Genomic DNA, 23,103 nt, shown 5'->3' with positions numbered 1-23,103 from the left:
ACTGGTACAAACCTCTTAATGAAGCCGGCAATTGACGCAAGCATGGCTGAGGTCTAAAGGGTCGTTATCCCGTGGTGATTTGGCCGGTCGGCTTGCAGCCACGTTAAACAAGTCGCTAAAGGACCGTCGGGCCGCAAGGCCGTATGGACCGGTTGCGACTTTCGCGGCCGGTTTTTTTGTGTCTGGAAGAAAAGCGATGAGCACCAAGAAGCGTAACTGGAAGCCTCAGACCGCACTCGTGCATGGGGGGACGCTGCGTTCCCAGTTCGGCGAAACGTCGGAAGCGATGTACCTGACCCAGGGCTATGTCTATGAGACGGCGCAGGCCGCCGAAGCCCGGTTCAAGGGCGAGGAGCCGGGCTTCATCTATTCGCGCTACGCCAACCCGACCGTCGACATGTTCGAAAAGCGCATGTGCGCGCTGGAAGGCGCCGAAGACGCGCGGGCAACCGCGTCCGGCATGGCTGCGGTGACGGCGGCGCTGCTGTGCAGCGCCAAGGCCGGCGACCATATCGTTGCGGCGCGCGCGCTGTTCGGTTCCTGCCGCTGGGTGGTCGAGACGCTGGCGCCGAAATACGGCATCGAGGCGACGCTGGTCGACGGCACCGACATCGCCAACTGGGAAAAGGCGGTCAGGCCGAACACCAAACTGTTCTTCCTGGAGAGCCCGACCAACCCGACGTTGGAAGTGGTCGACATTGCCGCCGTCGGATCGCTCGCCACCTCGATCGGCGCCAGGCTGATCGTCGATAACGTCTTTGCCACGCCCTTGCAGCAGAAGCCCTTGCTGCTCGGCGCCCACATCGTCGTCTACTCCGCGACCAAGCACATTGACGGCCAGGGACGCTGTCTCGGCGGCATCATCCTGTCGGACAAGAAGTGGATCGACGAGAATTTGCACGACTATTTCCGCCATACCGGCCCGAGCCTGTCGCCCTTCAACGCCTGGACGCTGCTGAAGGGTCTCGAGACGCTGCCGGTGCGGGTGCGCCAGCAGACGGAAAGTGCGGGCAAGATCGCCGATTTCCTGGCCGGACAGCCGCAGATCGCCCGCGTCATCTATCCCGGCCGCGCCGACCATCCGCAGGCCGACATCGTCAAGAAGCAGATGGCGGGCGGCTCGACGCTGATCTGCCTCGACGTCAAGGGCGGCAAGCAGGCGGCCTTTGCCTTGCAGAACGCGCTCGACATCGTGCTGATCTCCAACAATCTCGGCGACGCCAAGAGCCTGATCACCCATCCGGCGACGACGACGCACAAGAACCTCAGCGAGGAGGCGCGCGCCGAACTCGGCATCGGGCCGGGAACGCTGAGGCTGTCGGTTGGCCTCGAGGATACGGACGATCTGCTCGAGGACGTTGCACAGGCGCTTAAGGCGGCGAAGTAGCGGCCTGCTCCGAAAGCAAGGCAAAGGCCTGGGCGGCGCTCAGGCGCCCGACGAGGCCTCTTCCAGTTCCGTCATCGCCTTGGTGCGGATGGTCATGGCATTGCCGCGCCATTCGACCGCGCCGCCGAGCCAACCGCGCGACCAGATGGCGGGAAGCATCGCATCGCGCGCGATCATGGCGGTGACGATGCGCGGTGACAAATACCAGCCCTTGGCCCAGGCGAGCAGGCATTCCGGCACATAGGCAAAGGCCAGGACGCACAAAGCCGTGGTGGGCATGCTGACGCCGGCGCTTGCCGCCGCGACCAGTGCCAGCAGCAGCGGCACCGCCACACCCGTCAGGATCTCGGGCGTGAAGAACAGCGGGAAGGTGACGCGGCGCAGCCGCGCCCAGCGCGTCTGGCGCGACCAGATCTCGGCAAACGTACGCTGGCCGAGCGGCTGTTCGAAGGGGGAGGCAACGAGATTGACGCGCAGGCCGAGCCCATTGACCAGCTTGGTCGCGGCGGCATCCTCGGCGATCTCGGCGGCAAGCGCCTCGATGCCGCCATTGGCGTCGAGCATCGGCTTGTTCCACAGCATACTCTTGCCCTGGGCAAAACCGAGACCAAGGGCTTCGCCGGCATATTGCCAGCGCGCCTGCAGCGTGTTGAGGAAGGCGCATTCGACCTCGGCCCAAAAACCGTCCGGCCGCGAGCCGATCGGGGTCGAGCAGACAAGCCCGGTGTCCGGCCGCCAGGCCGCCATCAGATGCTGGACATAGTCGACAGGCATCAGCACGTTGGAATCGGCCAGGATGACCCAGTTGTGCTGCGCCGCCGCCCAGCCCTTGACGCAATTGTTGAGTTTCGGGTTGCTGCTGATGCGGTCATCGCCGATCAGCAGCTGCGCCGTCACCTTTGGAAACCGGACAATCGCCCGGTTTATCAGTTTGACCACCGGATCGTCGGCATGGGCGACGCAGAAGATCAGCTCGTAGCGCGGCCAGTCGAGCGAGAAGGCACGGGCAAGCGTCTCCTCGGTAAACGGTTCGACGCCGCGCGACGGCACCACGATCGACACCGGCGGCGCCTTTCTGGCCGGCGGAGCAATCTGGCGCGGCCGCTTCAGGCTGAGCGAGGCGAGCACAATGCTGGCGAGATTGGAAAGAAGCAGGAGTGTCGAAAGCAGCGCTGCTATGACTGTCAGTTCCATCGAGATCTGGTCACTCCGGGAAAAAGCGGCCAAGAATGGCCGTTTTCAACAGTTCGACAGAGCGCTGAGTCGCCCGATACGGTTCGTGCACACCATCATTGTCATGTGTCACTTAAATGACATTGTTGTTCGGCAACTGCGCATGAGGCCCTAATCCGGGAGTACGGCAAGAGCGCCGACAGGTCCGTTGGTGTCGTTTGGAGCAGCCTATGTACCGCGCCGTCACGCGCAACATCGAAGTGCAGGTCAGACCGTTCTATCTGGAGGATCGCTCCGATCCGTCGGAGAACCGCTATGTCTGGGGCTACCAGGTGACGATCGACAACCAGTCGGACGAGTTCGTGCAGCTTATGTCGCGCTACTGGCACATCACCGACGGCAGCGGCCGGGTCGAAGAGGTGCGCGGCGCCGGCGTCGTCGGCGACCAGCCCGAGCTCAATCCCGGCGACAGCTATCAATATACGTCCGGCTGCCCGCTCTCGACACCGTCGGGCTTCATGGTCGGGCATTACACCATGCGCAACAAAAGGGGCGAGACGTTCGACATCGCTATCCCGGCGTTTTCGCTGGATTTGCCGGGGACACGGCGGACGGTGAATTAGCGTCTTTCTCCCCGTTTACAGGGAGAAATGCCCGGCAGGGCAATGAGGGGCGGCGCTGGCTCGTGAGGTTATCTTCTACGCATATGACGGAGACCAGGCGCGCGACTATTCACCAATGGTCGCGCTGCCCCTCATCCGCCCTTCGGGCACCTTCTCCCCGTGAAACGGGGAGAAGGAAGAGGCCTTACTGAGCCGCGAATTCCGCTGGGTCGAAGTCATACTGCTTCGAGCAGAACTCGCAGGCGACGTGAATGCCGCCATCCTCGGTGCTCTCCTTGATCTCTTCGGCGGAGAAGCCTTCGAGAATGCCGCGAATCTTGTCGCGCGAGCAGGAGCACCGGTCGGCGACCGGAACGCCGCCGAAGACGTGCACGCCGTGTTCATGGAACAACCGGTAGAGCAACCGCTCGGCGCCGATGGTCGGGTCGATCAGTTCGGTCGGCTCGATGGTGCCGAGCAGGGCCACCAGTTCCTGCCAGGAATTGTCGGCCGGTTCATGCGTCACATCGCGTGGATCGCCGTCGCCGCCCGAAATGTCGGGCACGCGCATGCGCTCGGGCGACTGCGGCAGGAACTGCGCCAGGATGCCGCCGGCGCGCCATTGTTCGCGCGCGCCGCCGGGGCCTGGCGTCAGAAGCTTGGCCACAGAAAGCCTGAGCTCGGTCGGGATCTGCTCCGACTGACGGAAATAGGTGCGCGCGGCGTCCTCCAGCGTCTCGCCGTCGAGCTGGACGATACCCTGATAGCGCTGCGTGTGGGCGCCCTGGTCGATGGTCAGCGCCAGCACGCCGCTGCCCAGCAGCGTCTGCTGGGAGGTCTCGCCTGCGGCTGCCAACGCTTCCAACCGATCGGCGTCGAAGCGCGCATAGGCGCGCAATGCCGAGGGTGTGGAGAAATCCGCGACCAGCATGTCGACCGGCCCGTCGGTGCGGGTCTGCAGGATGAACTTGCCCTCGAATTTCAGCGAGGTGCCGAGCAGCACCGTCAGCACACAGGCTTCGGCCAGCAGGCGGGCAACCGGCTCGGGATAATCGTGACGGCCGAGGATGGCGTCGAGCATCGGCCCGAGCTGCACGGTGCGGCCGCGAACGTCGAGCGGGCCGACCTCGAACGGTACGACGTGATCGTCGCCGGCATAGCCGAACTCGCCGAGTTTGGGGTGATGTTCAGTCACTTGATGCGTTTCCAACATGACAAAGCTCCAGGGCGCGGCCATGCCGCCCTCTGGGATGCATGCGTCCAAACGCGCTTGATTTGCGTGATGCGGCGCAGATAGGCATCTCGCCGCCCCAGATCAAGCGCCCAAGCACGTCAGGCACCAAGGCACTTCAAGCTCCAAGACACCAGGCGAGCACGGCCTTCTGGGCGTGGAGCCGGTTCTCGGCCTCGTCGAACACCACAGAATGCGGCCCGTCGATGACCTCGTCGGTCACCTCCTCGCCACGATGCGCCGGCAGGCAGTGCATGAACAGGGCGTCGGGCTTGGCCCTTGCCATCAGCGCCGCATTGACCTGATAGGGCGAGAAGACATTGTGGCCGCGGGCGCGGTGTTCCTGACCCATCGACACCCAGCAATCGGTGACCACGCAATCGGCCTGGTCGACGGCTTCCTCGGGCGAGCGGGTGAAGCTGAGCTTGCCGCCATTGGTCTTCGACCAGTCGATATGCTTCTGCGCCGGCTCGCTGCCTTCCGGCACCGCGACATTGAGGTTGAAGCGGAACCGCGCCGAGGCTTCGAGCAGCGAATGCAGCACATTGTTGCCGTCGCCGGTCCAGGCGATGGTCTTGCCGGCAACCGGACCGCGATGCTCCTCGAAGGTCATGATGTCGGCCATCAGCTGGCAGGGATGGGTGTCGTCGGTCAGCCCGTTGATCACCGGGATGGTGGCGTTCTCGGTCAGCTCGAGCAGCCGCTCATGCGACGTCGTGCGGATCATGATGGCGTCGACATAGCGCGACAGCACTTTGGCGGTGTCAGCAATGGTTTCGGAGCGGCCGAGCTGCATTTCGGTGCCGGTCAGCATGATGGTCTCGCCGCCGAGCTGGCGCATGCCGACATCGAAGGAGACACGCGTGCGCGTCGACGGCTTGTCGAAGATCATCGCCAGCACCTTGCCCTCGAGCGGCCTGGTGCGCTCGCCGGCCTTGAGGCGCGCCTTGCGCACCACCGCGTCGTCCAGCATGAACCGCAGATCGCCTTCGGAAACGGCGGAAAGATCGGTGAAATGGCGAAGTGACATCAGGAATGGTTCCGGGGTTACTTCGCGGCGGCAGCGGTGATGGCGTCGGCCAGGCCCTTGGCGCCGGCGCGGATGCGGTCGAGTGCCTCGCCGATTTCGGCATCGGTGACGGTCAGCGGCGGCAGCAGGCGGATGACGTTGTCGCCGGCCGGCACCGCAAGGAGATGCTGGTCGCGCAGCGCCATGTTGACCTTGGTGTTGGGCATGGCGCATTTCAGGCCGAGCATCAGGCCGGTGCCCCTGATGCCTTCGATGACATCGGGAAATTCGTCGGCGACGGCCGCCAGACCCTGTTTCATCAGCAATGCCTTGCGCTGAACGTCTTCCAGGAAGCCGTCTTCCAGCACCACATCGAGCACGGCGTTGCCGACCGCCATCGCCAGCGGATTGCCGCCGAAGGTGGTGCCATGCACGCCTGCCGTCATGCCGACGGCAGCTTCGTCGGTGGCCAGGCACGCGCCCATCGGGAAGCCGCCGCCAATGCCCTTGGCGATCGCCATGATGTCGGGCGTCACGCCGGTCCATTCATGCGCGAACAGCTTGCCGGTGCGGCCGATGCCGCACTGGACCTCATCGAAGATCAACAGCAGGCCGTGCTGGTCGCAAAGCTGCCGCAGGCGCTTAAGAGATTGCGTCGGCACCGGGCGGATGCCGCCCTCGCCCTGCACCGGTTCGATCAGGATCGCGGCGGTCTCCGATGTGATGGCCTTCTCGGCGGCCTCGATGTCGTCGAAGCCGACCTGGTCGAAACCCTCGACCTTGGGGCCGAAGCCTTCGAGATATTTGTACTGGCCGCCCGCGGCGATGGTCGCCAGCGTACGGCCATGGAAGGCGCCCTCGAAGGTGATGACGCGGAAGCGCTCGGGGTGGCCCTTGACGAACTGGTAGCGCCGCGCCGTCTTGATCGCGCATTCCAAGGCTTCGGCGCCGGAATTGGTGAAGAACACCTTGTCGGCGAAGGTAGCCTCGGCCAGCCGCTCGCCCAGCCGGGTCTGCCCCGGGATCTCGTAGAGATTGGAGACGTGCCAGAGCTTGGCCGCCTGTTCGGTCAGCGCCGAGACCAGATGCGGATGGCTGTGGCCCAACGAATTGACCGCGATGCCGCCAGCAAAATCGAGATATCGCTCGCCCTTGTCGGTGACCAGCCAAGTGCCTTCACCGTGGTCGAAGGCCAGGGGTGCGCGAGCAAAGGTCTCGTAAAGCGCCGAACCGCTCATTATATGCGTCTCCGGTACCGGAAAATCAAAAAAGCCGCCAAAGCGGCGGCCTTGTGCGGCTTATCGTGTTTTTCGGCCATGAAGTCAACGAAAACGTCGTGCAAAGGCGCGCGGCAAGCTCCCGACGACACGCCGGCTCATAAGCGACCGGGCAAGTTGGGGAAAACCGAAAAAACCGATTCGTGTTGCCCCTGGGACTCTTGTCACCGAGTCAACACATGAGGTAATTGTAGTCGGGAAATAACTAGATTTCGTGCGGCGGACCTAATCACCTAATATATGTGGTGTCTGCCCCGGCAAAGGTTGCCGGGTCGGGAATGGATTCCGGCTGCCGCACGCTTAGCAGGAGCGCGGTCTCATGAACTGGACTGACGAGCGGGTAGAACTTCTCAGAAAACTGTGGTCGGAAGGTTTGAGCGCAAGCCAGATCGCGGCCCAACTCGGCGGGGTCAGCCGTAACGCCGTCATCGGCAAGGTGCATCGGCTGAAGCTGTCGGGCCGCGGACGCTCGACCGCAACGCCGGCGCGCCAGAAGAAGACGGCGCAGGGATCCTCCATCCAGAAGTCGGTGTCGCGCGCCGCAACCACGCAGCGCCACGTCACCACCTCGATCGGCGCGACCGCGCTGCAGACACAGTTCGACGCCGAGCCGGTGGCTCGCCACTACATCCGCCCGGTCGAGAACGTCGTCGTGCCGATCTCGCGACATCTACAGCTCACCGACCTCACTGAGCGCACCTGCAAATGGCCGAATGGCGATCCGCTGTCGGAAGATTTCAACTTCTGCGGCAACGAGGCCGCAGAAACCGGACCTTACTGCAAGTATCACGCAAGGGTTGCGTTCCAGCCGGCTTCGGAGCGGCGGCGGAGCAGGTAATTAGGGGAATAGGGCAGTATGGCAGTATGTTTTTGAACTGCGCTCGCGAGGCGTCGTCTTAACCTACTGCCCTACTGCCCTACTGCCCTACTGCCCTACTGCCCTCACAACCATCCATTCTTGCGAAACCGCCAGTACAAAAACAAGCAGATGCAGGCGATCGCGGTCAGCACTACCGGGTAGCCGTATTCCATCTTCAGCTCCGGCATGTCATCGAAATTCATACCGTATATGCCGGCGAGGGCCGTCGGCACCGCCAGTATGGCGGCCCATGACGCCAGCTTCTTGGTATTCGCGGTTTCCTGGCTCTGGCCAACCAGCAAGCTGGCTTCGAAGGCGAAGGCCAGAACCTCGCGCAGACTGTCGATTTTTTCCTGGACGGTGCGGATGTGGTCGGTCACATCGCGGAACAGCGGGTGCATGGCGCTATGGATCTGGGGCAGTTCGGCGCTGGTCAGCCGGCGGCAGACCTCGACCAAGGGAAGTGCGGCATTGCGCAGGCGCAACAAATCCCGGCGCAGCATGTAGAGCCGCTCTATGTCGGGACCGGTCATCGGCTTCAGCAGGATCTTGTCTTCGATCGCCTCGACCTCGTCCTCGATCTGTTCCAGCACCGGCATGTAATTGTCGACGATAAAGTCGAGAATGGCATAGAGGACAAAATCCTCGCCCTTGGCCAGCGAATGCGGGCAGCTTTCCCAGTGCTGGCGCACGGCGGCATAGGAGGTCGAGGGACCATGCCTGACGCTGACTATATAGCCTGAGCCGACGAACAGATGGGTCTCGCCGAAGGTGACGCGGCCGTCGATCAGCTGGGCGGTGCGGGCGACGATGAACAGGGCATCGCCATATTGCTCGATCTTTGGCCGCTGGTGCGGATGCTCGGCGTCTTCGATCGCCAGTTCATGCAGATGGAACTGCGCCTTGACGCGCAGCAACAGCTCGCGGTCGGGTTCGAGCAACCCTATCCAGACGACATGGCCCGATTTTCTCGCCCATTCGCCGGCCTCTTCGATCGGGATGTCGGCGATGCGCTTGCCGGCGGTGTAGACGCTCGACGCGATGATGCCGGACGATGCCGGCGCCGGCTTGAACTCTCGGACATATTCCATCGCAGCCTCCGGAAGCAGAACCTGAGAAGCTTAACGCTGCGATAGTTTAGCGCAATATGATTAAGCGTTCGAGAGGCGGTCGTTCACTTGACCGGCACCGTCTGGGGAAGCGCAATCTTGTCGGTCTTGTCGCCTTTCGGTCGCTCGGCCGGCATCTGGTCGCCGGTGACGATGTAATAGATGGTCTCGGCGATGTTGGTGGCGTGGTCGCCGATGCGCTCGATGTTCTTGGCGCAGAACAGCAGATGCGTGCACGGCGTGATGTTGCGCGGATCTTCCATCATGTAGGTCAAAAGCTCGCGAAACAGCGAGGTGTACATGGCGTCGATCTGGTCGTCGCGATCGCGCACGAAGCCTATCCTGTCGACCGAGCGCGAGGCATAGACGTCGAGCACTTCCTTGAGCTGGGTCAATGCGAGCTCGGCGAGCGCCTCGAGGCCGCGAAACAGGCTGGTCGGCTGGCGGCCGTCAATGACGCTCACCACCCTCTTGGCGACATTCTTGCCGAGGTCGCCGACCCGTTCGAGGTCGGCGGAAATACGGATCGCGCCGACAATCTCGCGCAGATCCGTCGCCATCGGCTGGCGCTTGGCGATGATGACGATGGCTTTGTCGTCGATTTCGCGCTGGCCCTCGTCGAGGACAATGTCGTCGCGGATGACCTTCTGGGCGAGGCCGGGATCGGCATTCACCAGTGCCTGGATCGCCTGCTCGACCATACGCTCGGCGTGCCCGCCCATCGCAGCGATGCGTTTCGACAGGTATTTCAGCTCTTCGTCATAGGCGCTGACGATGTGTACGGACTGCATGGATCAAATGCCTTCCTGGAATCCTTGGCCTTTTGAGTCGTTTCCTCGAATCCTGTGCTGATACGCCAGCCGGATGACAGAAAGAAGAAACAGGCAGTTAGTAAATAGTACTGTCTCAGCCCGCCGGCAAATGGACCGTGAACGCCGCGCCCTTGCCAACTTCCGACTTGATCGAAAGTCTGGCGTTGTGACGCGTCAAGATGTGCTTGACGATGGACAGGCCAAGGCCGGTGCCTTTCTGGGTGCGGCTGCTCTCAACATCGATGCGGTAGAAGCGCTCGGTGATGCGCGGGATGTGTTCTTCGGGAATGCCTGGGCCGTAGTCCCTGATGGTGACGTCGATGCCCGGTTCGGGACCGGCCTCGCCGCGCGCAATCGACACCGTGACGCGTCCGCCCGGCTGACCGTATTTGCAGGCGTTTTCCAACAGGTTCTCGAATACCTGGAACAGCTCGTCGCGGTCTCCGGGCACGTCGAGCGGCCCTTCGGCATAGTCGCGCTCGATGACGACGCTGTTCTCCCTGGCGAGCGGCCCGAGAGAATCGATGACGCTGTCGATGGTCTGGCGCAGATCGACCTCGGTGCCCGGCCTCAGATAGGGCTTCATTTCCAGCCGCGACAGCGACAGCAGATCGTCGATCAGGCGTGCCATGCGGCCGGTCTGATTCTGCATGATCTGCAGGAACTGCTCGCGCGCCGCCGGATCGTTGCGGGCCGGGCCGCGCAATGTCTCGATGAAGCCCGAGATCGAGGCCAGCGGGGTGCGCAACTCATGGCTGGCATTGGCGATGAAGTCGGCGCGCATGCGGTCGATGCGGCGTGTCTCGCTCTGGTCCTTGAACACCAGCACAAAGAGATCGGTGGCATGGCCGACCGAGGACGCGCTGACCCGGTAGGCCCGTTCGACCGGCAGTTTCTCGGTGTAGTCGACAACGTCGGAGGCGACCGTCCCCGACAGCACGCTGTCCAGCAGTGCCTGCATCTCAGGGGCGCGGAATTTCAACGACAGCGACAGGCCGGGCGCGATCCCGCCAAAGGCAGCGAAGGCGGCGGCATTGGCATGGACGATGGTTGCGGTGCGGTCGAAGATGATCAGCGGATCGGCAACGGCGGCCGCAAGATATTCGCCGGAAAGCCGCTGCAGCCCGCTCGCCTCGATCGCGGCATCGCTTTGGATGGACTGGCTTGCGCCGCCGGTCGGCAGCATCGCGGCAGCAAGCAGCACCGCACAGGCGAGCAGAACGACATAGACGGACATGCCAGCGAAAGCATAGACGGCCGCGACCGCAACGACGCCGGCGGCGAGCAGCCAGCGGCCGTTCCACACCCTGGCCCTTAGCGCCTGCGCCGTGGTTATCCGCTCTGCGCCGGTGTCAGCCATTCGCGCGTCCCGCACCTTGCGCCGGCCGAACGAAACTTCCGCTGGACCGGCTTCAAGGCCCCCCATAGCATGAGTCCGTAAGCTGAAAAGGTTCGTCTCGATGAAAAAAACCAAGGAAAGTCCAGCCGCAGAGCCGGCAAAGGGTCCGCTGAAGATCAGGATCGACGGCAAGGAGCGGGAGTTCGATATCGAGGATCCCGAGCTCCCGGCCTGGATCGAGGACAACAAGCTGACCGCCGGCGACTACCCTTACGACAAGAAAATGAAGAGCGAGGAGTACGACGAGACGCTGGAGCGGCTGCAGATAGAGCTGGTCAAGGCGCAGGCCTGGCTGCAGGCGACCGGCAAGCGGGTGATGTCGCTGTTCGAAGGGCGCGATGCCGCCGGCAAGGGCGGCACCATCTTCGTGCTGCGCCAGTATCTCAATCCTCGGACCGCGCGCAATGTGGCGCTGACCAAGCCGACGCCGACCGAAGTCGGGCAGTGGTACTTCCAGCGCTATGTCGACCATTTCCCGACGTCGGGGGAATTCGTCACCTTCGACCGCTCCTGGTACAATCGCGGCGGCGTCGAGCCGGTGATGGGTTTCTGCACGCCGGAGCAGCATGAGAAATTTCTCGACGAGACGCCGCATTTCGAACGGATGATCTCCAACGAGGGCATTTATTTCTTCAAATTCTGGCTGAACATCGGCCGCGAAACCCAGCTCGAACGGTTCCACGACCGCCGCTGGTCTCCGCTGAAGAGCTGGAAGTTCTCGCCGATCGACATTGCCGGCATCACCAAATGGGACGACTACACCAAGGCCCGCGACCAGATGGTCGAGCGCACGCACAAGCAGTTCGCGCCATGGATCATCCTGCGGGCCAACGACAAACGACGCTCGCGTCTGGCCGCCATGCGGCGCATCCTGTTGTCGTTGCCCTATGATGGGCGCGATCTCGACGCCATCGGCAAGGAAGACAAGAAGATCATCGGCGAAGGGCCGTCATTCCTGGAGAAGTAGACGCCGAGGCACAGAGCCCACCCCTGATATCGGGATGGGCTCTGTTTTTTTCATCCTCCGCGACTATACGGCTGCCGTCATGCCGCCAGGCGGGCGATCCGCTGCAGCCGCTTCAGCGTGGTGTCGTCCTGCAGCGCTTGCTGGAACAGCGTGATCTCGCGATCGATGCGGTCGCAGAGCACGGCCGTATCGCCCTTGAGCAGGCCGCGCGTCTGCAGAAGGGCTGCAACCGGCTTCTTGGCCAGTTGCCTTGCCCTGCCGATCGCTGCCTCCTCGGCACTGCCATTGGCCACGATCTCGGCGACGAGGCCAAGCGCCCGGGCATCTTCGGCGCCGAGCGTATCGCCCAGGCAAAAGAAGCGGAAGGCTCCGGCATAGCCGAGTTTCTGCGGCGCCAGGATCGAGGTTGCCGCATCCGGCACCAGGCCGAAATCGACAAACGGCACCCGGAAGGTGCTGTTGCTCGAGGCGATCACCATGTCGCAGTGGAACAGGATGGTGCAGCCGACGCCGACGGCATCGCCGTCGACACAGGCCAGCACCGGCTTGGGGAACGTCGCCAGCGTGCGGAACATGTCGGTGACGGCGGCGATCAGCTGCTGATGCTTGGTGGAGTCGAGGAACTCGGAGAAATCGCCACCAAGGCAAAAGCAGCCGGCGAGGCCACGCAGCACCACGACACGAACATTGTCGTCGACGGCGGCTTCATGGAAGGTCCTGGCCAGGCTTGCATAGGCGCGCCTGTCCAGAACCGGCCGGCCGTCATGCGACGACACGGTGACGACCAGCGTGTGGCCACGCAATTCGGGTTGGGGGTCAAAGCTCATTTGTCGTCTCCGATCTCACGATGCCTGCCGCATGCCGAGCATGTCGGGCGTGCCTCTGGCCAGCACGGGGGCGTGATGGTTACGGCGCGAGCGCACGACATCGAGCGTGTGTGCGTTGAAGGTCAGCAGGGTTGCGACGACCTGCTGGTTGCCATAGGTGCGCTGATAACCGAGCGGCGTTGCCAGGAAATGCAGCTGCAGTGCCCGCAGCACCCACATCGGTTCGAACTCGATGATCACCTGGTTGACGTCGCGCTTCAGTCCCCACTCGACGAAGCCGGCGATCAGCTCGGTGCCGACCGTCGACACGCCGCGCTTGCCGTCGCGATAGCCGGGCGCCACCGCGTAGCGGGTCAGCTCCCAGACCCTCGGTCCGGAGGGTGGCGTGCCTTCATAGAGATCGGCCAGCACCTCGGTCAGCAGATGTGGCCGCGTCGTCGGCAACATGCGCTGGTAGCCGGCGAGTTCGCCGCCGCGGATGACCAGTTGGTGCACCGCCTCGTCATGATCGAACTGGTCGATCTCGAGGCCGTCGGGGCGCTTCAGATCGGTCCAGCCCATCTCTTCGACGAAGATCTTGTAGCGCAGACGATGGACAGCCTCCCAAAGGTCGGGACGTTCCATCAATTCCTGTGTTGTAAGAGCGAAAAGCATTAGCCGTCTCCTGGGCTCAAGAGGAAGATACGGCCGCACTTTCCAGATAAAATTGCGTGATCACGCAGGCAGGAATTTTCTAGGTCGGCACGGCCGACCTAGCTAATATAGCCGCGCCTAATCGCTTCGGCGACGGCTTGCACCCTGTTGACGGCACCGAGTTTACTCTTAGCGTTAAGGAGATGTTTTTCGGACGTGTGCTCCGAGATGCCGAGTATCTGCGAAATCTCCCATTCGGACTTGCCGACGGCTGCCCATTTCAGGCATTCGCGCTCACGCGGGGTCAATTCGATGTGATCGATGGTGTTGGCCGCCATCGTGTGCAGTTGCATGGCGCGGCCGACCGCATAGGTCGACACCAGCGACACCAATCCGAATTCGGCGCCCGACAATTCGACGGCCTCGCCACCCAGCGAGACCATGACGATCTGGCCTTCGAGCGTCACCAGCGGAAAGGCTAGGCCGTCGCGCAGCTTGAACTCTCTGGCGTCGCCCATCACCTCGCCGCTGCTCCTGTCGACGCGGATGCCGCGCGACGCCTCGCGCCATTGGAACGGCGCCTGCAATTCCTTCATGTGGCTGACAACGGGATCATGGTCGACATAGTTGCGCGCCACATAGCGCTCCAGCCATTCCACAGGCCAGTCGCACAAAAGCACGTGGTCCTTTTGCTGGCCACGCGGCGTGCCGGGTTGCGGGACCGTTCCCGCCATCAGCGCCGTCAGGCCAAAATGCGAGGTGACGCCAAGCAATGTTTCACAAACCGCAGCCGCCGTGTCGGCATGCTGCAGCTGGTCCATGTATTCCAGTGTGCGATCGAACTGACTCATCGCAACATCTACCCCATGTTGCCTACCGCTCTTGAGACCGATGCTACGCGCCTGATGCGCACTTCGCCATCAACCCCGGATTGCAAGCCCCATGCTTGGTTTTTGTAGCGCAGCGACCGCTTGCCCTCGGACCGACTCTGCGCGGCTATTTGCAACCTCTATGAAGCATAACTCGAAATTTGCCCTTTGAAATCAAAAACAATTGTGCCTGCACCGTTTTCGTATCAAAAGCCAACAAGACGCGTGGAGTTCTTTCGTGACATCTCGCTGGATAGCCATCGCCTTGCTGTCGCTGCTGGTCGGAGCGCAGCCGTTTGCGGGAGTCGCGTGGGCGGCGGAACCGCAGGTGCCCGTGCTTTGGGACGCCAAGGAGCGGCTGCCGAAACCGGATCTCTCGGCGCTGCCGAGGCTCAGATTCCTCACCACCACCGATTTCCCGCCCTTCAACTTTCTCGACGGCGCCGGCCGGCTGTCCGGCTTTCACATCGACCTGGCGCGGGCGATTTGCGCCGAACTCGACATCGCCGACAAATGCCAGATCCAGGCGCTGCCCTGGGCCGAGCTCGACGATGCGTTGCAAAAAGGCGAAGGCGAGGCGATCATCGCCGGCATCGCCGCGACGCCGGAAACGAGGGCGAAATACAGTTTTTCGCGCTCCTATCTGCAGTTTCCGGCGCGCTTCATCATGCCGAAGACCAAGGCCTTTGCCGAGCCGATCCTCGACAAATTGCGCAGCAAGCGGGTCGGCGTGCTGGCCGGCTCGGCGCATGAAAAGATGCTGCGCGATTATTTCGGCACGGTGCAGATCGTCCCCTTCAACAGCCCTGAAGACCTCTACAGCGATTTGAAAGGCGGCAAGATCGACGCCGCCTTCGGCGACGGCATGCGCTTTTCCTTCTGGCTGGGCGGCACGGACGCGGCAGGCTGCTGCCGCTTCGCCGGTGGCCCGTACCTGGCCCCGGAATATTTGGGATCCGGCATGACGATTGCCACAAGGGCCGGCGACCCGGCGCTGGCAGCGGCCATGGACTACGCGCTGCAGGAGATATCGGTGAAAGGCACGTTCGCCGAATTCTATCTACGCTATTTCCCGGTCAGTTTCTTCTGATCCGGCCCGGTCAGTTTCTTCTGATCCGGTCCTTGGTCAGCTTTTTCTAGGGCTACCGGCGAGACTTTTAGGTCAACGTCCGCAGCCGCGCCTTCGCGCCGCGCGCGATGGCCGCGGCGGTCAGCGTATCGAGATCGAGTTGGCGCCGGATGAGCTGCAGCACCCGCAATTCCTCCATGCGCATTTCGAGATCGACGGCGGCAACCTCAAAGGCGGCGGCATAGGCGGTGTCGTGCAGCCGCTCCGGCAAAGCCTTGCCAACACGCTCGAGAACGCCTTCCAACCCGTCCTTTTCATGCAGCATCTTCTGGCAGTCTTGCGCGATGGCAATAAGCCTGTCCTGATTGAAATTCTCGAACACCGGCCAGCTGCGGACGACGTCCCCGATGCGCGCCAGTTCGACATCGGTCATGTCGCGGTCGGACGCCGAGGTGATGACCATCAGGTAGATCAGGGCTTCATGCGTGGACGGCAACGGCATTCAAAACTCCTTGATATTGGGTTTCGAAGGTAGGAACGCGGTCTCCGCGCCGCAAGGAAAAACCGCCGCGCGCGTTGACGCCCAAGGCGTGCACGCCTAGAGACCGGTTGAAAAACTCCGATCCGGCGATGCCGGTGCATGATTTGGAAGACAGCGACATGACGGGATCAAACATCGTCGATCTCAATCCCGAGATGCTTGCGGCAGCAGCCGAAAGCAAGGCCTGGCCGTTCGAGGAAGCCAAAAAGATCATCGAGCGCTACAAAGGAGCCGACTTTCCCGAGACCGTGCTGTTCGAGACCGGCTACGGGCCGTCGGGCCTGCCGCATATTGGCACGTTCGGCGAGGTCGCCCGCACCTCGATGGTGCGCCACGCCTTCCACGTGCTAACCGGAAACAAGGTCAAGACCAAGCTTCTGTGCTTCTCCGACGACATGGACGGCATGCGCAAGATCCCCGACAATGTGCCGGATCGCGCAGCGCTCGAGCCCTATCTGCACATGCCGCTGTCGTCGGTGCCTAATCCGTTCGGCGGCGACTATGCGAGCTTTGCCGACCATAACAACGCAATGCTGTGCCGCTTCCTCGATACGTTCGGCTTCGACTACGAGTTCGCCAGCGCGACACAGTATTACAAGGCCGGCCGCTTCGATGCGATGCTGCTGCGTGCGGCCGAACGCTATGACCAGATCATGGCGGTGATGCTGCCGACGCTCGGGCCGGAGCGCCAGGCGACCTACAGCCCGTTCCTGCCGATCTCGCCGAAGAGCGGCCGCGTGCTCTACGTGCCGATGAAGCATGTCGACGCCAAAGCCGGCACCATCACCTTCGACGATGAGGGCACCGACACCACGCTTTCGGTGACCGGCGGCAGGGTCAAGCTGCAGTGGAAGCCGGATTTCGGCATGCGCTGGGCAGCACTTGGCGTCGATTTCGAAATGTTCGGCAAGGACCACCAGACCAATGCGGTGGTCTACGACCGCATCTGCAACATCCTCGGCGGACGCGCGCCGGAGCATTTCGTCTACGAGCTGTTCCTCGACGAGAACGGCCAGAAGATTTCGAAGTCGAAGGGCAACGGGCTGACCATCGACGAATGGCTGCGCTATGCGCCGACCGAAAGCCTCGGCCTTTACATGTACCAGCGGCCCAGGCAGGCGAAAAAACTCTATTTCGACGTCATCCCGCGGGCCGTGGACGAGTACTACACCTTCCTCGGCGCCTATCCGCGCCAGGACTGGAAGGAGCGGCTGGGCAATCCGGTCTGGCATATGCATGACGGCAAGCCGCCGGCGATCGACCTGCCGGTGCCGTTCTCGCTGCTGCTTAATCTGGTCAGCGCCTCCAACGCGCAGAACAAGGATGTGCTGTGGGGCTTCATCTCGCGCCATACGTCGGGCGTGACGCCGGCAACGCATCCCGAGCTCGACCAGCTGGTCGGCTTCGCCATCCGCTATTTCGACGATTTCGTGAAGCCGACGAAGACGTTCAGGCCAGCCGACGACGTCGAACGCGCAGCACTCGAAGCTCTTGGCAACGCGCTTGGCGCCCTGCCCGCGAGCGCCGATGGCGAAGCGATCCAGAACGCTTCGCTCAACGTCGCGCGCAAGATCGAACGCTATCAGGATCATTCCAAGCAGAGTCCGGACGGGGGCCCCGGCGTTTCCGGCGCTTTCTTCCAGATGATCTACCAGGTGCTGATCGGCCAGGAACGCGGCCCGCGCTTCGGCTCGTTCGCGGCGCTTTATGGCATCCCCGAGACGCGCGCGCTCATTGAGCGGGCGTTGGCTGGTCAGTTGGCGGCGTAGCATCCGTCCCGGCCGGCGGCGTGTCCGTCGCCGGGGCATCGAGGATCGGCTGCGAGGCCGTTGGTGCGGCAACCGGCGTTGGCGCCGGTGGCAGGCCGCCGAGATCGGGCGCGGCGCCGAAGATGCCCTTTTTGGCGGTGCGCGCCTTGTGGCCCGCTTCGACATAGGGGCCGCCGGCGACCGCGCGCGCCCAGCCGTTTTCGACCAGCCACTGGCCGACATCCTGGTTGCCGATGCGGCACTCGGCGACGATCCGGTTGCGGTCGGCCTCCGGCGGCAGCTTGCACGCCACGGCCCGGCCGCGCAGGAGAGACCGGAACGCGGTGCGCGCGCGAACGCCGCAAGCCCAGGACTTGCCGTCATCGGTGCAGATCTCGTCTTGCCTGACGATGTCGATGCCGGAAACCGCCACGGAATAACCATTGGCTTCGATCAGGCCGGCGGCGGATGCGACCGGCTGGAACAGTTTTGTCCCGCCCCAGTCGTCGACTGCTTTCGGCCGGCGCGGCTTGGGCGGTCCGGCCAGCGCCAGATCGCTCAGCGGTGCGCGCGGTTCGACCCGTTCGAGCTCCTCTGACGGCAGCGGAGGCGGTGCGATGGCCTCTGGATCGATCGCTCTCGAATGCAGCGGAGGCGAATGCACCGGAGGACTGGGGGGCTGGATCTCGGAGATCGCCGACGTCGCGGGCTCTTCGGGCGCGATGTCAGCGACCGGGTCGATCTGGTCGATGACGACGCTGCTCTGCTCGGGCTGCAACACGCGGCCGCCGGCGACAACCAGGGCCACCATTGCCGGGACCGCCAGCACGGCCAGGGCCAGTTGCAGCAGCCGCACTACTGGCTTGCCCAGACGATCCGCGCCACCCATTCGACATCGCGCATCGCGATATCACGGTCCGGGTGTTCGGGATTGAGCGAGATCAGTACGATCGATTTCGTCGTCTGACGGTCGAGCACCTTGGCCATGACCTCGCCGGCATTGGTCTTGACTACGACGCGGTCGCCCTTGCGGGTGGCGGCGCCCGGCTCGACAATCAGCACATCGCCATTGCGGTAGAGCGGCAGCATGGAATCGCCCTGCACCTTCAGCGCATAGGAGGTTTCCGTCACCCGAGCCGGAAGCTCAACCAAATCCCAGCCCTGGCCCGAGGGATAGCCGGCATCGTCGAAGAAGCCGCCGGCGCCGGCCTGGGCAAAGCCAAGCAGCGGCACTGCTGAACGCTGCGCTGTCGTGGCGCCTGCGGTCTTGGCGCGGCCTTCGACCAACCCGGTGAATTCGTCGAGCGAAGCGCCCGTCGCCTCGATGATCTTGGCCAGCGATTCGGTCGAAGGCCAACGCGGCCGCCCATCCGAGGACAACCGCTTCGACTTGTTGAACGCGGTCGAATCAAGGCCGGCACGCCGGGCAAGGCCTGAGGCCGACAGCGAATAACGCTCGGCGAGAGCGTCGATGGCGGCCCAAACGCGGTCATGCGAGAGCAATTCGCTCTCCCTTTAGATGGAGCATGATCTTTTCCAGAAACCGGTACCCACTTTTTGGGATCATGCTCAAAAACAGGAAAAAATACCTTTCCTTCATAAGAGCCGAGGGCAGCCTTGTCCAGCATTTGTCTTGGCCAAGCGCCAGCGCGGCGCAGTTCTATTCCACCTTGACGTCGAGCGGCCGCGGCTCACGCACGCCAGCGTCGCGCGCCAGCCAGCCGGCAAGCACGGCCCGCAATGCCTGGACTCCCCTCGTCGCCATTTGTGACCATTCCAGCAGAGGCCACAGAGTCAGCTGCACGACATCATTGCGTGGCACGCCGGCCGCGCCCATGGGAGCGTTGCAAGGGCCGGGAACACGGTAGGTGCCGAACATCCAGTCGAAGAAGGGGAATAGATTGGCGAGGTTCTTGCCGTAGGCCTCGGGCACATCGGCATGGTGCCAGCGGTGGAAGCGTGGCGAAGCGACCAGCATGCGTAGCGGGCCGTGACTCCAGTCGACGTCGATGTGGACGTAGATGTTGTGCAGCAGCAGGAGCAACGCACCGATGCCGATGGCGCCCGCAGGCAGACCGAGCCAGGTCAGCAGGACGGTGTAGGAGCCCCACATCACCAGCATCTCCAGAGCGTGGACGCGATAGGTTGTCAGCCCGTTGACGACCGGATCGGAGTGATGGATCGCGTGCACCGGCCACAGCCATTTCATGTGCATGAGGCGATGGTTCCAGTAATTGGCAAAATCATGCGCGAGTATGGCAACAAGGCTGAGCGCCCAGACCGGCAGGTTTTCCCAGACGGTGCCTGGCACGCTGGGGATGCCCAGCAGCCCATAGAGCGTCTCGATTTCCCCGGAGAGCAGCCAGAGGCCCGGGATCAGCACGATGTTGATGTGAAAGATGGCCAGCGTCGCCGCGACACTCTCGATTGCGCGCCGCGACCAGGAAAGTCGCCAGCCCTTGCGGGCAATATCGAGGGCGAGCAGCAGGAGCAGGAAGGCGAAGACGCATTGCTTGCCGGGATCGCTCGCCTGGCCGCGCCAGGCATCGAAAATGCCGGTGATGAAATTGACAATGCCGTCCACGCCGCGCCCCTAACCGCGCCGGGGAGCGAAAGCGACCCGTCGCGAAGCCCGGCCCGGCAGGGGCAGCCTTAACGGAATTTGTTTAAGGCCGGTTGAATCCGGGTTTTGGTATTGGATCTTTTCCCCTGCACCCTCACCCCCCTTGGCCAGGCTGCGCAATCCCAGGTGGGAGGTCATGAAAGTCCGCTCAGCCTCTGTCGGCGGCCGCGGTTGAACGGAACGGCCAAGTGCCGCCACGACCTCGTCGATGTCGACAAAGCGGCGGCCGGGGCGGTCATAGACACCGCCCGTCGTCATGATCAAAGCGGCCGTCTCGCCATTGTCGAGGACAAACCGGTGCCTGCCGATGACCTGGGTACCTTCCCAGGTCTCGATCGAGGACATCACCTCAAAGCGACGCCACAGCCTGATCTCGCGCACATAGACCGACTCCAGACCTCCGATCATCGGCGCCCAGCCTTTCTTGCGCGCCAGCGCGATCAGGCCGACGCGCAGGAAGATGTCGATGCGCCTACAGCGCCGCGCGTCCTATTGGACGCGCTAAGGACGCTGTAGCACTTTGATTTGGCGCATGATCCTTTCCGAAAATCGATTCCGATTTTCGGGGTCATGCGCGAGATCGGCCAGCATCATGTAGCGGGCGTTGTTGAGATGGCTGTTGAAGTCGATGTCGGTCGGCAGGCAGCGGAAAGCCAGGCGGCTTTTGCTGCCGACCATATAGGGGCCACGGCGTGATGCCGTGGCCATCATGCGCGCCAGGCGCCCCCAGCGCCAGATCAAGCGGCCTTCTTCACTTCGCCCTTCGCATAGGGGTCGAAGCGCTGGTAGAAGGTCTCGCCCTTTTCGGCCAGGTCGAGCAGCAGCTTTGGCGCCTTGAACTCGGCGCCGTATTTTTTCTGCAGGCCCTTGGCTATTCTGACGAACTCCTTCGCGCCGATGCCGTCGATATAGGACAGCGCGCCGCCAGTGAACGGCGCAAAGCCAAAGGCAAGGATCGAGCCGACATCGGCCTCGCGCGGGTCGGTGACGATGCCCTCTTCCATCACCCTTGCCGCTTCCAACGCGATGGTGACCAGCAGGCGCTGCTGCAGCTCCTCATAGTCGACCTTCTCCGGCTTCAGCTGCGGATAGAGATCCTTCAGCCCCGGCCACAGCTTCTTCTTGGCGGGCTTTGCGGGATAGTCGTAAAAACCCTTGCCGTTCTTGCGGCCGAAGCGGCCATGGGTGTCGACCAGCGTGTTGATCAGCGCCATCTGCTTGGGGTCGACGGCCTTGTCGCCGAGGTCCCTGATGGTCTGCTTCATGATCTTCTGAGCAAGGTCGATCGCCGTCTCGTCGGTCAGCGCCAGCGGGCCGACCGGCATGCCGGCGGCCTTGGCGGCGTTCTCGATCATCGGGGCCGGAACGCCCTCGATCAGCATCTTGTAGGCTTCCGACATGTAGCGCAGCACGCAGCGGTTGACGTAGAAGCCGCGCGTGTCGTTGACGACGATCGGCGTCTTCTTGATGGCGCGCACGAAGTCGATCGCGGTGGCAAGCGCCTTGTCGCCGGTCTTCTTGCCCAGGATGATCTCGACCAGCATCATCTTGTCGACCGGTGAGAAGAAGTGGATGCCGACGAAATTCTTCGGCCGCGCCGAATTCTTGGCCAGCGCGGTGATCGGGATGGTCGAGGTGTTGGAGGCAAAGATCGCCGGCGATTTCAGCACCGCTTCCGCCTGTTCGGTCGCAGCCTTCTTGACGGCCGAATCCTCGAACACCGCCTCGACGACGAGGTCACAGCCGGCGAGATCGGCATAGTCCGCCGTCGGCGTGATCAACGACAGCAGCGTCTCCTTATCCTCGGGCTTGGCGCGGCCCTTCTTGACCTGATCCGAGATCAGGCTGTCGGAATGTGCCTTGCCCTTTTCGGCCGACGCCATGTCGCGGTCGAGCAGCACGACCGGGATACCGGCCTTGGCGGTGACGAAGGCGATGCCGGCGCCCATGAAGCCGGCGCCGAGAATGCCGATCTTCTTGAACCTGGTTTCCGGCACGCCGGCCGGGCGGCGGGCGCCCTTGTTGAGCTCCTGCAGCGAGACGAACAGCGAGCGGATCATCGCCGCCGCTTCCTTCGACTGCATGATTTCGGTGAAATAGCGCTGTTCGATCCGCAGGCCGGTGTCGAACGGCACCAGCAGGCCCTCATAGACGCATTTCAGGATGGCCGCGGCGGCCGGATAATTGCCATAGGTTTCGCGGCGCAGGATGGCGATGGCCGGCGGCCACAGATTGAAGCCGGCGGGCGAATAGATCTGGCCGCCGGGCAGCTTGAAGCCCTTCTCGTCCCAGGGCTGGACGGCTTTCAGGCCGTTCTTGATCATCGCTTTGGCAGTGTCGATCAGTTTGCTCGGCTCGGCGACCTCGTGGATCAGGCCCATGGCCTTGGCTTTCTGCGCAGACAGGTTCTGGCCCGTGGTCAGCATCTGGAGCGCCTGCTGCTGGTCGGTCAGCCGCGGCACGCGCTGGGTGCCGCCGGCGCCGGGGAAGATGCCGACCTTGACTTCCGGCAAGGCCATCTTGACCTTGTCGCTATCGGCTGCAACGCGGCCATGGCAGGCAAGCGACAGTTCGAAGGCGCCGCCCATGCAGGTGCCGTTGATGGCCGAAACCCAGGGCTTGCCCGATGTCTCGAGCTTGCGCCAAAGGGCGCCCATACGCCCGGCATTGTCGAACAAAAGCTTTGCGGCCTTCTCCGGGTCCTTGCCTTTCTCCTTGGCAAAGACCGTCAGCATCTTCTGTAGCATGGTCAGGTCGGCGCCGCCGGAGAAGCTGTCCTTGCCCGAGGTGATCACCGCACCCTTGATGCCGGCATCGGCCACCACCTGGTCGATGATCTTGTCGAGCTCGTTCATCACCTCTTCGGTGAAGACGTTCATCGAGCGGTCCGGCATGTTCCAGGTGACCAGCGCAATGCCGTCTGCGTCGGTGTCGACCGTGAAGTTCGTGTAGGTCATGTCTCTCTCCT

The 23,103-nt window shown here is 63.1% G+C and carries 22 protein-coding genes, 2 pseudogenes and 1 riboswitch; of the genes and pseudogenes, 6 read left to right on the top strand and 18 right to left on the bottom strand.

Translation table 11 applies throughout. The annotated features are described in order from the left end of the window. Positions 1-61 precede the first annotated feature (61 nt). Positions 62-139, top strand: a riboswitch (SAM riboswitch). Positions 140-196: 57 nt separating this feature from the next. Next, a complete protein-coding gene (locus AC04SG_RS05150) occupies positions 197-1,387 on the top strand; it encodes an O-succinylhomoserine sulfhydrylase (protein WP_488550162.1) in 1,191 nt (396 codons plus the stop codon). A 39-nt stretch (positions 1,388-1,426) separates the two neighbouring features. Here AC04SG_RS05150 and AC04SG_RS05145 read toward each other — a convergent pair whose 3' ends face one another. After that, positions 1,427-2,581: a ceramide glucosyltransferase gene (locus AC04SG_RS05145; protein ID WP_488550161.1), complete on the bottom strand. Its 1,155-nt coding sequence runs from the start codon at positions 2,579-2,581 to the stop codon at positions 1,427-1,429. Between the two features lie 209 nt (positions 2,582-2,790). Between AC04SG_RS05145 and apaG the strand changes: the two genes are divergently transcribed. Continuing rightward, positions 2,791-3,183, top strand: a complete 393-nt coding sequence (gene apaG / locus AC04SG_RS05140; protein WP_112565540.1) for a Co2+/Mg2+ efflux protein ApaG — start codon at positions 2,791-2,793, stop codon at positions 3,181-3,183. Between the two features lie 184 nt (positions 3,184-3,367). On the opposite strand, the gene AC04SG_RS05135 is transcribed toward apaG, so the two are convergent. From AC04SG_RS05135 to AC04SG_RS05125, 3 genes are all read right to left on the bottom strand, one after another. After that, on the bottom strand, positions 3,368-4,399 hold the full coding sequence (locus AC04SG_RS05135; protein WP_488550160.1) for an Hsp33 family molecular chaperone: 1,032 nt from the start codon (positions 4,397-4,399) through the stop codon (positions 3,368-3,370). Between the two features lie 112 nt (positions 4,400-4,511). Then, complete coding sequence (gene argF, locus AC04SG_RS05130) at positions 4,512-5,423, bottom strand: ornithine carbamoyltransferase (RefSeq protein WP_192258864.1); 912 nt, start codon at positions 5,421-5,423, stop codon at positions 4,512-4,514. Positions 5,424-5,440: 17 nt separating this feature from the next. Next, positions 5,441-6,640 (bottom strand): acetylornithine transaminase, encoded by a 1,200-nt coding sequence (locus tag AC04SG_RS05125; protein WP_488550159.1) that lies wholly within the window; start codon positions 6,638-6,640, stop codon positions 5,441-5,443. A 358-nt stretch (positions 6,641-6,998) separates the two neighbouring features. On the opposite strand from AC04SG_RS05125, the gene AC04SG_RS05120 reads away from it, so the two are divergent. After that, complete coding sequence (locus AC04SG_RS05120; protein WP_477233711.1) at positions 6,999-7,517, top strand: GcrA family cell cycle regulator; 519 nt, start codon at positions 6,999-7,001, stop codon at positions 7,515-7,517. A 104-nt stretch (positions 7,518-7,621) separates the two neighbouring features. On the opposite strand, the gene AC04SG_RS05115 is transcribed toward AC04SG_RS05120, so the two are convergent. From AC04SG_RS05115 to AC04SG_RS05105, 3 genes are all read right to left on the bottom strand, one after another. Next, positions 7,622-8,629: a magnesium and cobalt transport protein CorA gene (locus tag AC04SG_RS05115; protein ID WP_112560494.1), complete on the bottom strand. Its 1,008-nt coding sequence runs from the start codon at positions 8,627-8,629 to the stop codon at positions 7,622-7,624. A gap of 83 nt (positions 8,630-8,712) precedes the next feature. Beyond that, on the bottom strand, positions 8,713-9,438 hold the full coding sequence (phoU, locus tag AC04SG_RS05110; RefSeq protein WP_488550158.1) for a phosphate signaling complex protein PhoU: 726 nt from the start codon (positions 9,436-9,438) through the stop codon (positions 8,713-8,715). Positions 9,439-9,553: 115 nt separating this feature from the next. Then, positions 9,554-10,819, bottom strand: coding sequence for an ATP-binding protein (locus AC04SG_RS05105; protein ID WP_488550157.1), 1,266 nt, complete (start codon positions 10,817-10,819; stop codon positions 9,554-9,556). 100 nt (positions 10,820-10,919) lie between these two features. Between AC04SG_RS05105 and ppk2 the strand changes: the two genes are divergently transcribed. Continuing rightward, a complete protein-coding gene (gene ppk2 / locus AC04SG_RS05100) occupies positions 10,920-11,825 on the top strand; it encodes a polyphosphate kinase 2 (RefSeq protein ID WP_488550156.1) in 906 nt (301 codons plus the stop codon). Between the two features lie 77 nt (positions 11,826-11,902). Here the strand turns inward: ppk2 and AC04SG_RS05095 are convergent, their stop codons facing one another. From AC04SG_RS05095 to AC04SG_RS05085, 3 genes are all read right to left on the bottom strand, one after another. Then, positions 11,903-12,652 carry an enoyl-CoA hydratase-related protein gene (locus AC04SG_RS05095; RefSeq protein WP_488550155.1) on the bottom strand — a complete coding sequence of 250 codons (750 nt, stop codon included), beginning with the start codon at positions 12,650-12,652 and terminating at the stop codon, positions 11,903-11,905. Between the two features lie 15 nt (positions 12,653-12,667). Beyond that, a complete protein-coding gene (locus tag AC04SG_RS05090) occupies positions 12,668-13,306 on the bottom strand; it encodes an acyl-homoserine-lactone synthase (protein ID WP_436257998.1) in 639 nt (212 codons plus the stop codon). A 98-nt stretch (positions 13,307-13,404) separates the two neighbouring features. Further along, positions 13,405-14,136 (bottom strand): helix-turn-helix transcriptional regulator, encoded by a 732-nt coding sequence (locus AC04SG_RS05085; RefSeq protein ID WP_436257997.1) that lies wholly within the window; start codon positions 14,134-14,136, stop codon positions 13,405-13,407. 286 nt (positions 14,137-14,422) lie between these two features. Between AC04SG_RS05085 and AC04SG_RS05080 the strand changes: the two genes are divergently transcribed. Continuing rightward, positions 14,423-15,244 carry an ABC transporter substrate-binding protein gene (locus AC04SG_RS05080; RefSeq protein ID WP_488550235.1) on the top strand — a complete coding sequence of 274 codons (822 nt, stop codon included), beginning with the start codon at positions 14,423-14,425 and terminating at the stop codon, positions 15,242-15,244. Between the two features lie 67 nt (positions 15,245-15,311). Here AC04SG_RS05080 and AC04SG_RS05075 read toward each other — a convergent pair whose 3' ends face one another. Beyond that, positions 15,312-15,725: a tellurite resistance TerB family protein gene (locus AC04SG_RS05075; RefSeq protein ID WP_488550154.1), complete on the bottom strand. Its 414-nt coding sequence runs from the start codon at positions 15,723-15,725 to the stop codon at positions 15,312-15,314. After that, entirely contained in the window at positions 15,703-15,900 is a 198-nt protein-coding gene (locus tag AC04SG_RS05070) for a hypothetical protein (RefSeq protein WP_192258855.1), read from the bottom strand. Before AC04SG_RS05070 ends, AC04SG_RS05075 begins: the two co-directional genes overlap by 23 nt. On the opposite strand from AC04SG_RS05070, the gene AC04SG_RS05065 reads away from it, so the two are divergent. Beyond that, positions 15,884-17,533: a lysine--tRNA ligase gene (locus AC04SG_RS05065; RefSeq protein ID WP_488550153.1), complete on the top strand. Its 1,650-nt coding sequence runs from the start codon at positions 15,884-15,886 to the stop codon at positions 17,531-17,533. The two genes, AC04SG_RS05070 and AC04SG_RS05065, sit on opposite strands and share 17 nt — an antisense overlap. On the opposite strand, the gene AC04SG_RS05060 is transcribed toward AC04SG_RS05065, so the two are convergent. The 6 genes and pseudogenes from AC04SG_RS05060 to AC04SG_RS05035 all read right to left on the bottom strand — a co-directional run bounded on the left by AC04SG_RS05060 (position 17,496) and on the right by AC04SG_RS05035 (position 23,092). Continuing rightward, a complete protein-coding gene (locus AC04SG_RS05060; RefSeq protein ID WP_488550234.1) occupies positions 17,496-18,368 on the bottom strand; it encodes a thermonuclease family protein in 873 nt (290 codons plus the stop codon). The genes AC04SG_RS05065 and AC04SG_RS05060 overlap by 38 nt on opposite strands. After that, positions 18,368-19,015 (bottom strand): S24 family peptidase, encoded by a 648-nt coding sequence (locus tag AC04SG_RS05055; RefSeq protein WP_488550152.1) that lies wholly within the window; start codon positions 19,013-19,015, stop codon positions 18,368-18,370. Before AC04SG_RS05055 ends, AC04SG_RS05060 begins: the two co-directional genes overlap by 1 nt. 157 nt (positions 19,016-19,172) lie before the next feature. Beyond that, the gene (locus tag AC04SG_RS05050) at positions 19,173-20,096 is read right to left on the bottom strand and encodes a sterol desaturase family protein (RefSeq protein ID WP_488550151.1); all 924 of its coding nucleotides are present in this window, start codon (positions 20,094-20,096) and stop codon (positions 19,173-19,175) included. 138 nt (positions 20,097-20,234) lie between these two features. Beyond that, positions 20,235-20,606: pseudogene (locus AC04SG_RS05045) on the bottom strand (thioesterase family protein); the annotation flags it as partial. 102 nt (positions 20,607-20,708) lie between these two features. Beyond that, positions 20,709-20,846 (bottom strand): annotated as a pseudogene (locus AC04SG_RS05040) (thioesterase family protein); the annotation flags it as partial. Between the two features lie 26 nt (positions 20,847-20,872). Continuing rightward, positions 20,873-23,092 carry a 3-hydroxyacyl-CoA dehydrogenase NAD-binding domain-containing protein gene (locus tag AC04SG_RS05035; protein ID WP_488550150.1) on the bottom strand — a complete coding sequence of 740 codons (2,220 nt, stop codon included), beginning with the start codon at positions 23,090-23,092 and terminating at the stop codon, positions 20,873-20,875. Between the last annotated feature and the right edge of the window lie 11 nt (positions 23,093-23,103).

This window comes from Mesorhizobium sp. CNPSo 4684, assembly GCF_057784315.1.
The sequence above is the reverse complement of the archived record's forward strand: the minus strand, read 5'-3'. Positions and strand labels throughout refer to the sequence as shown.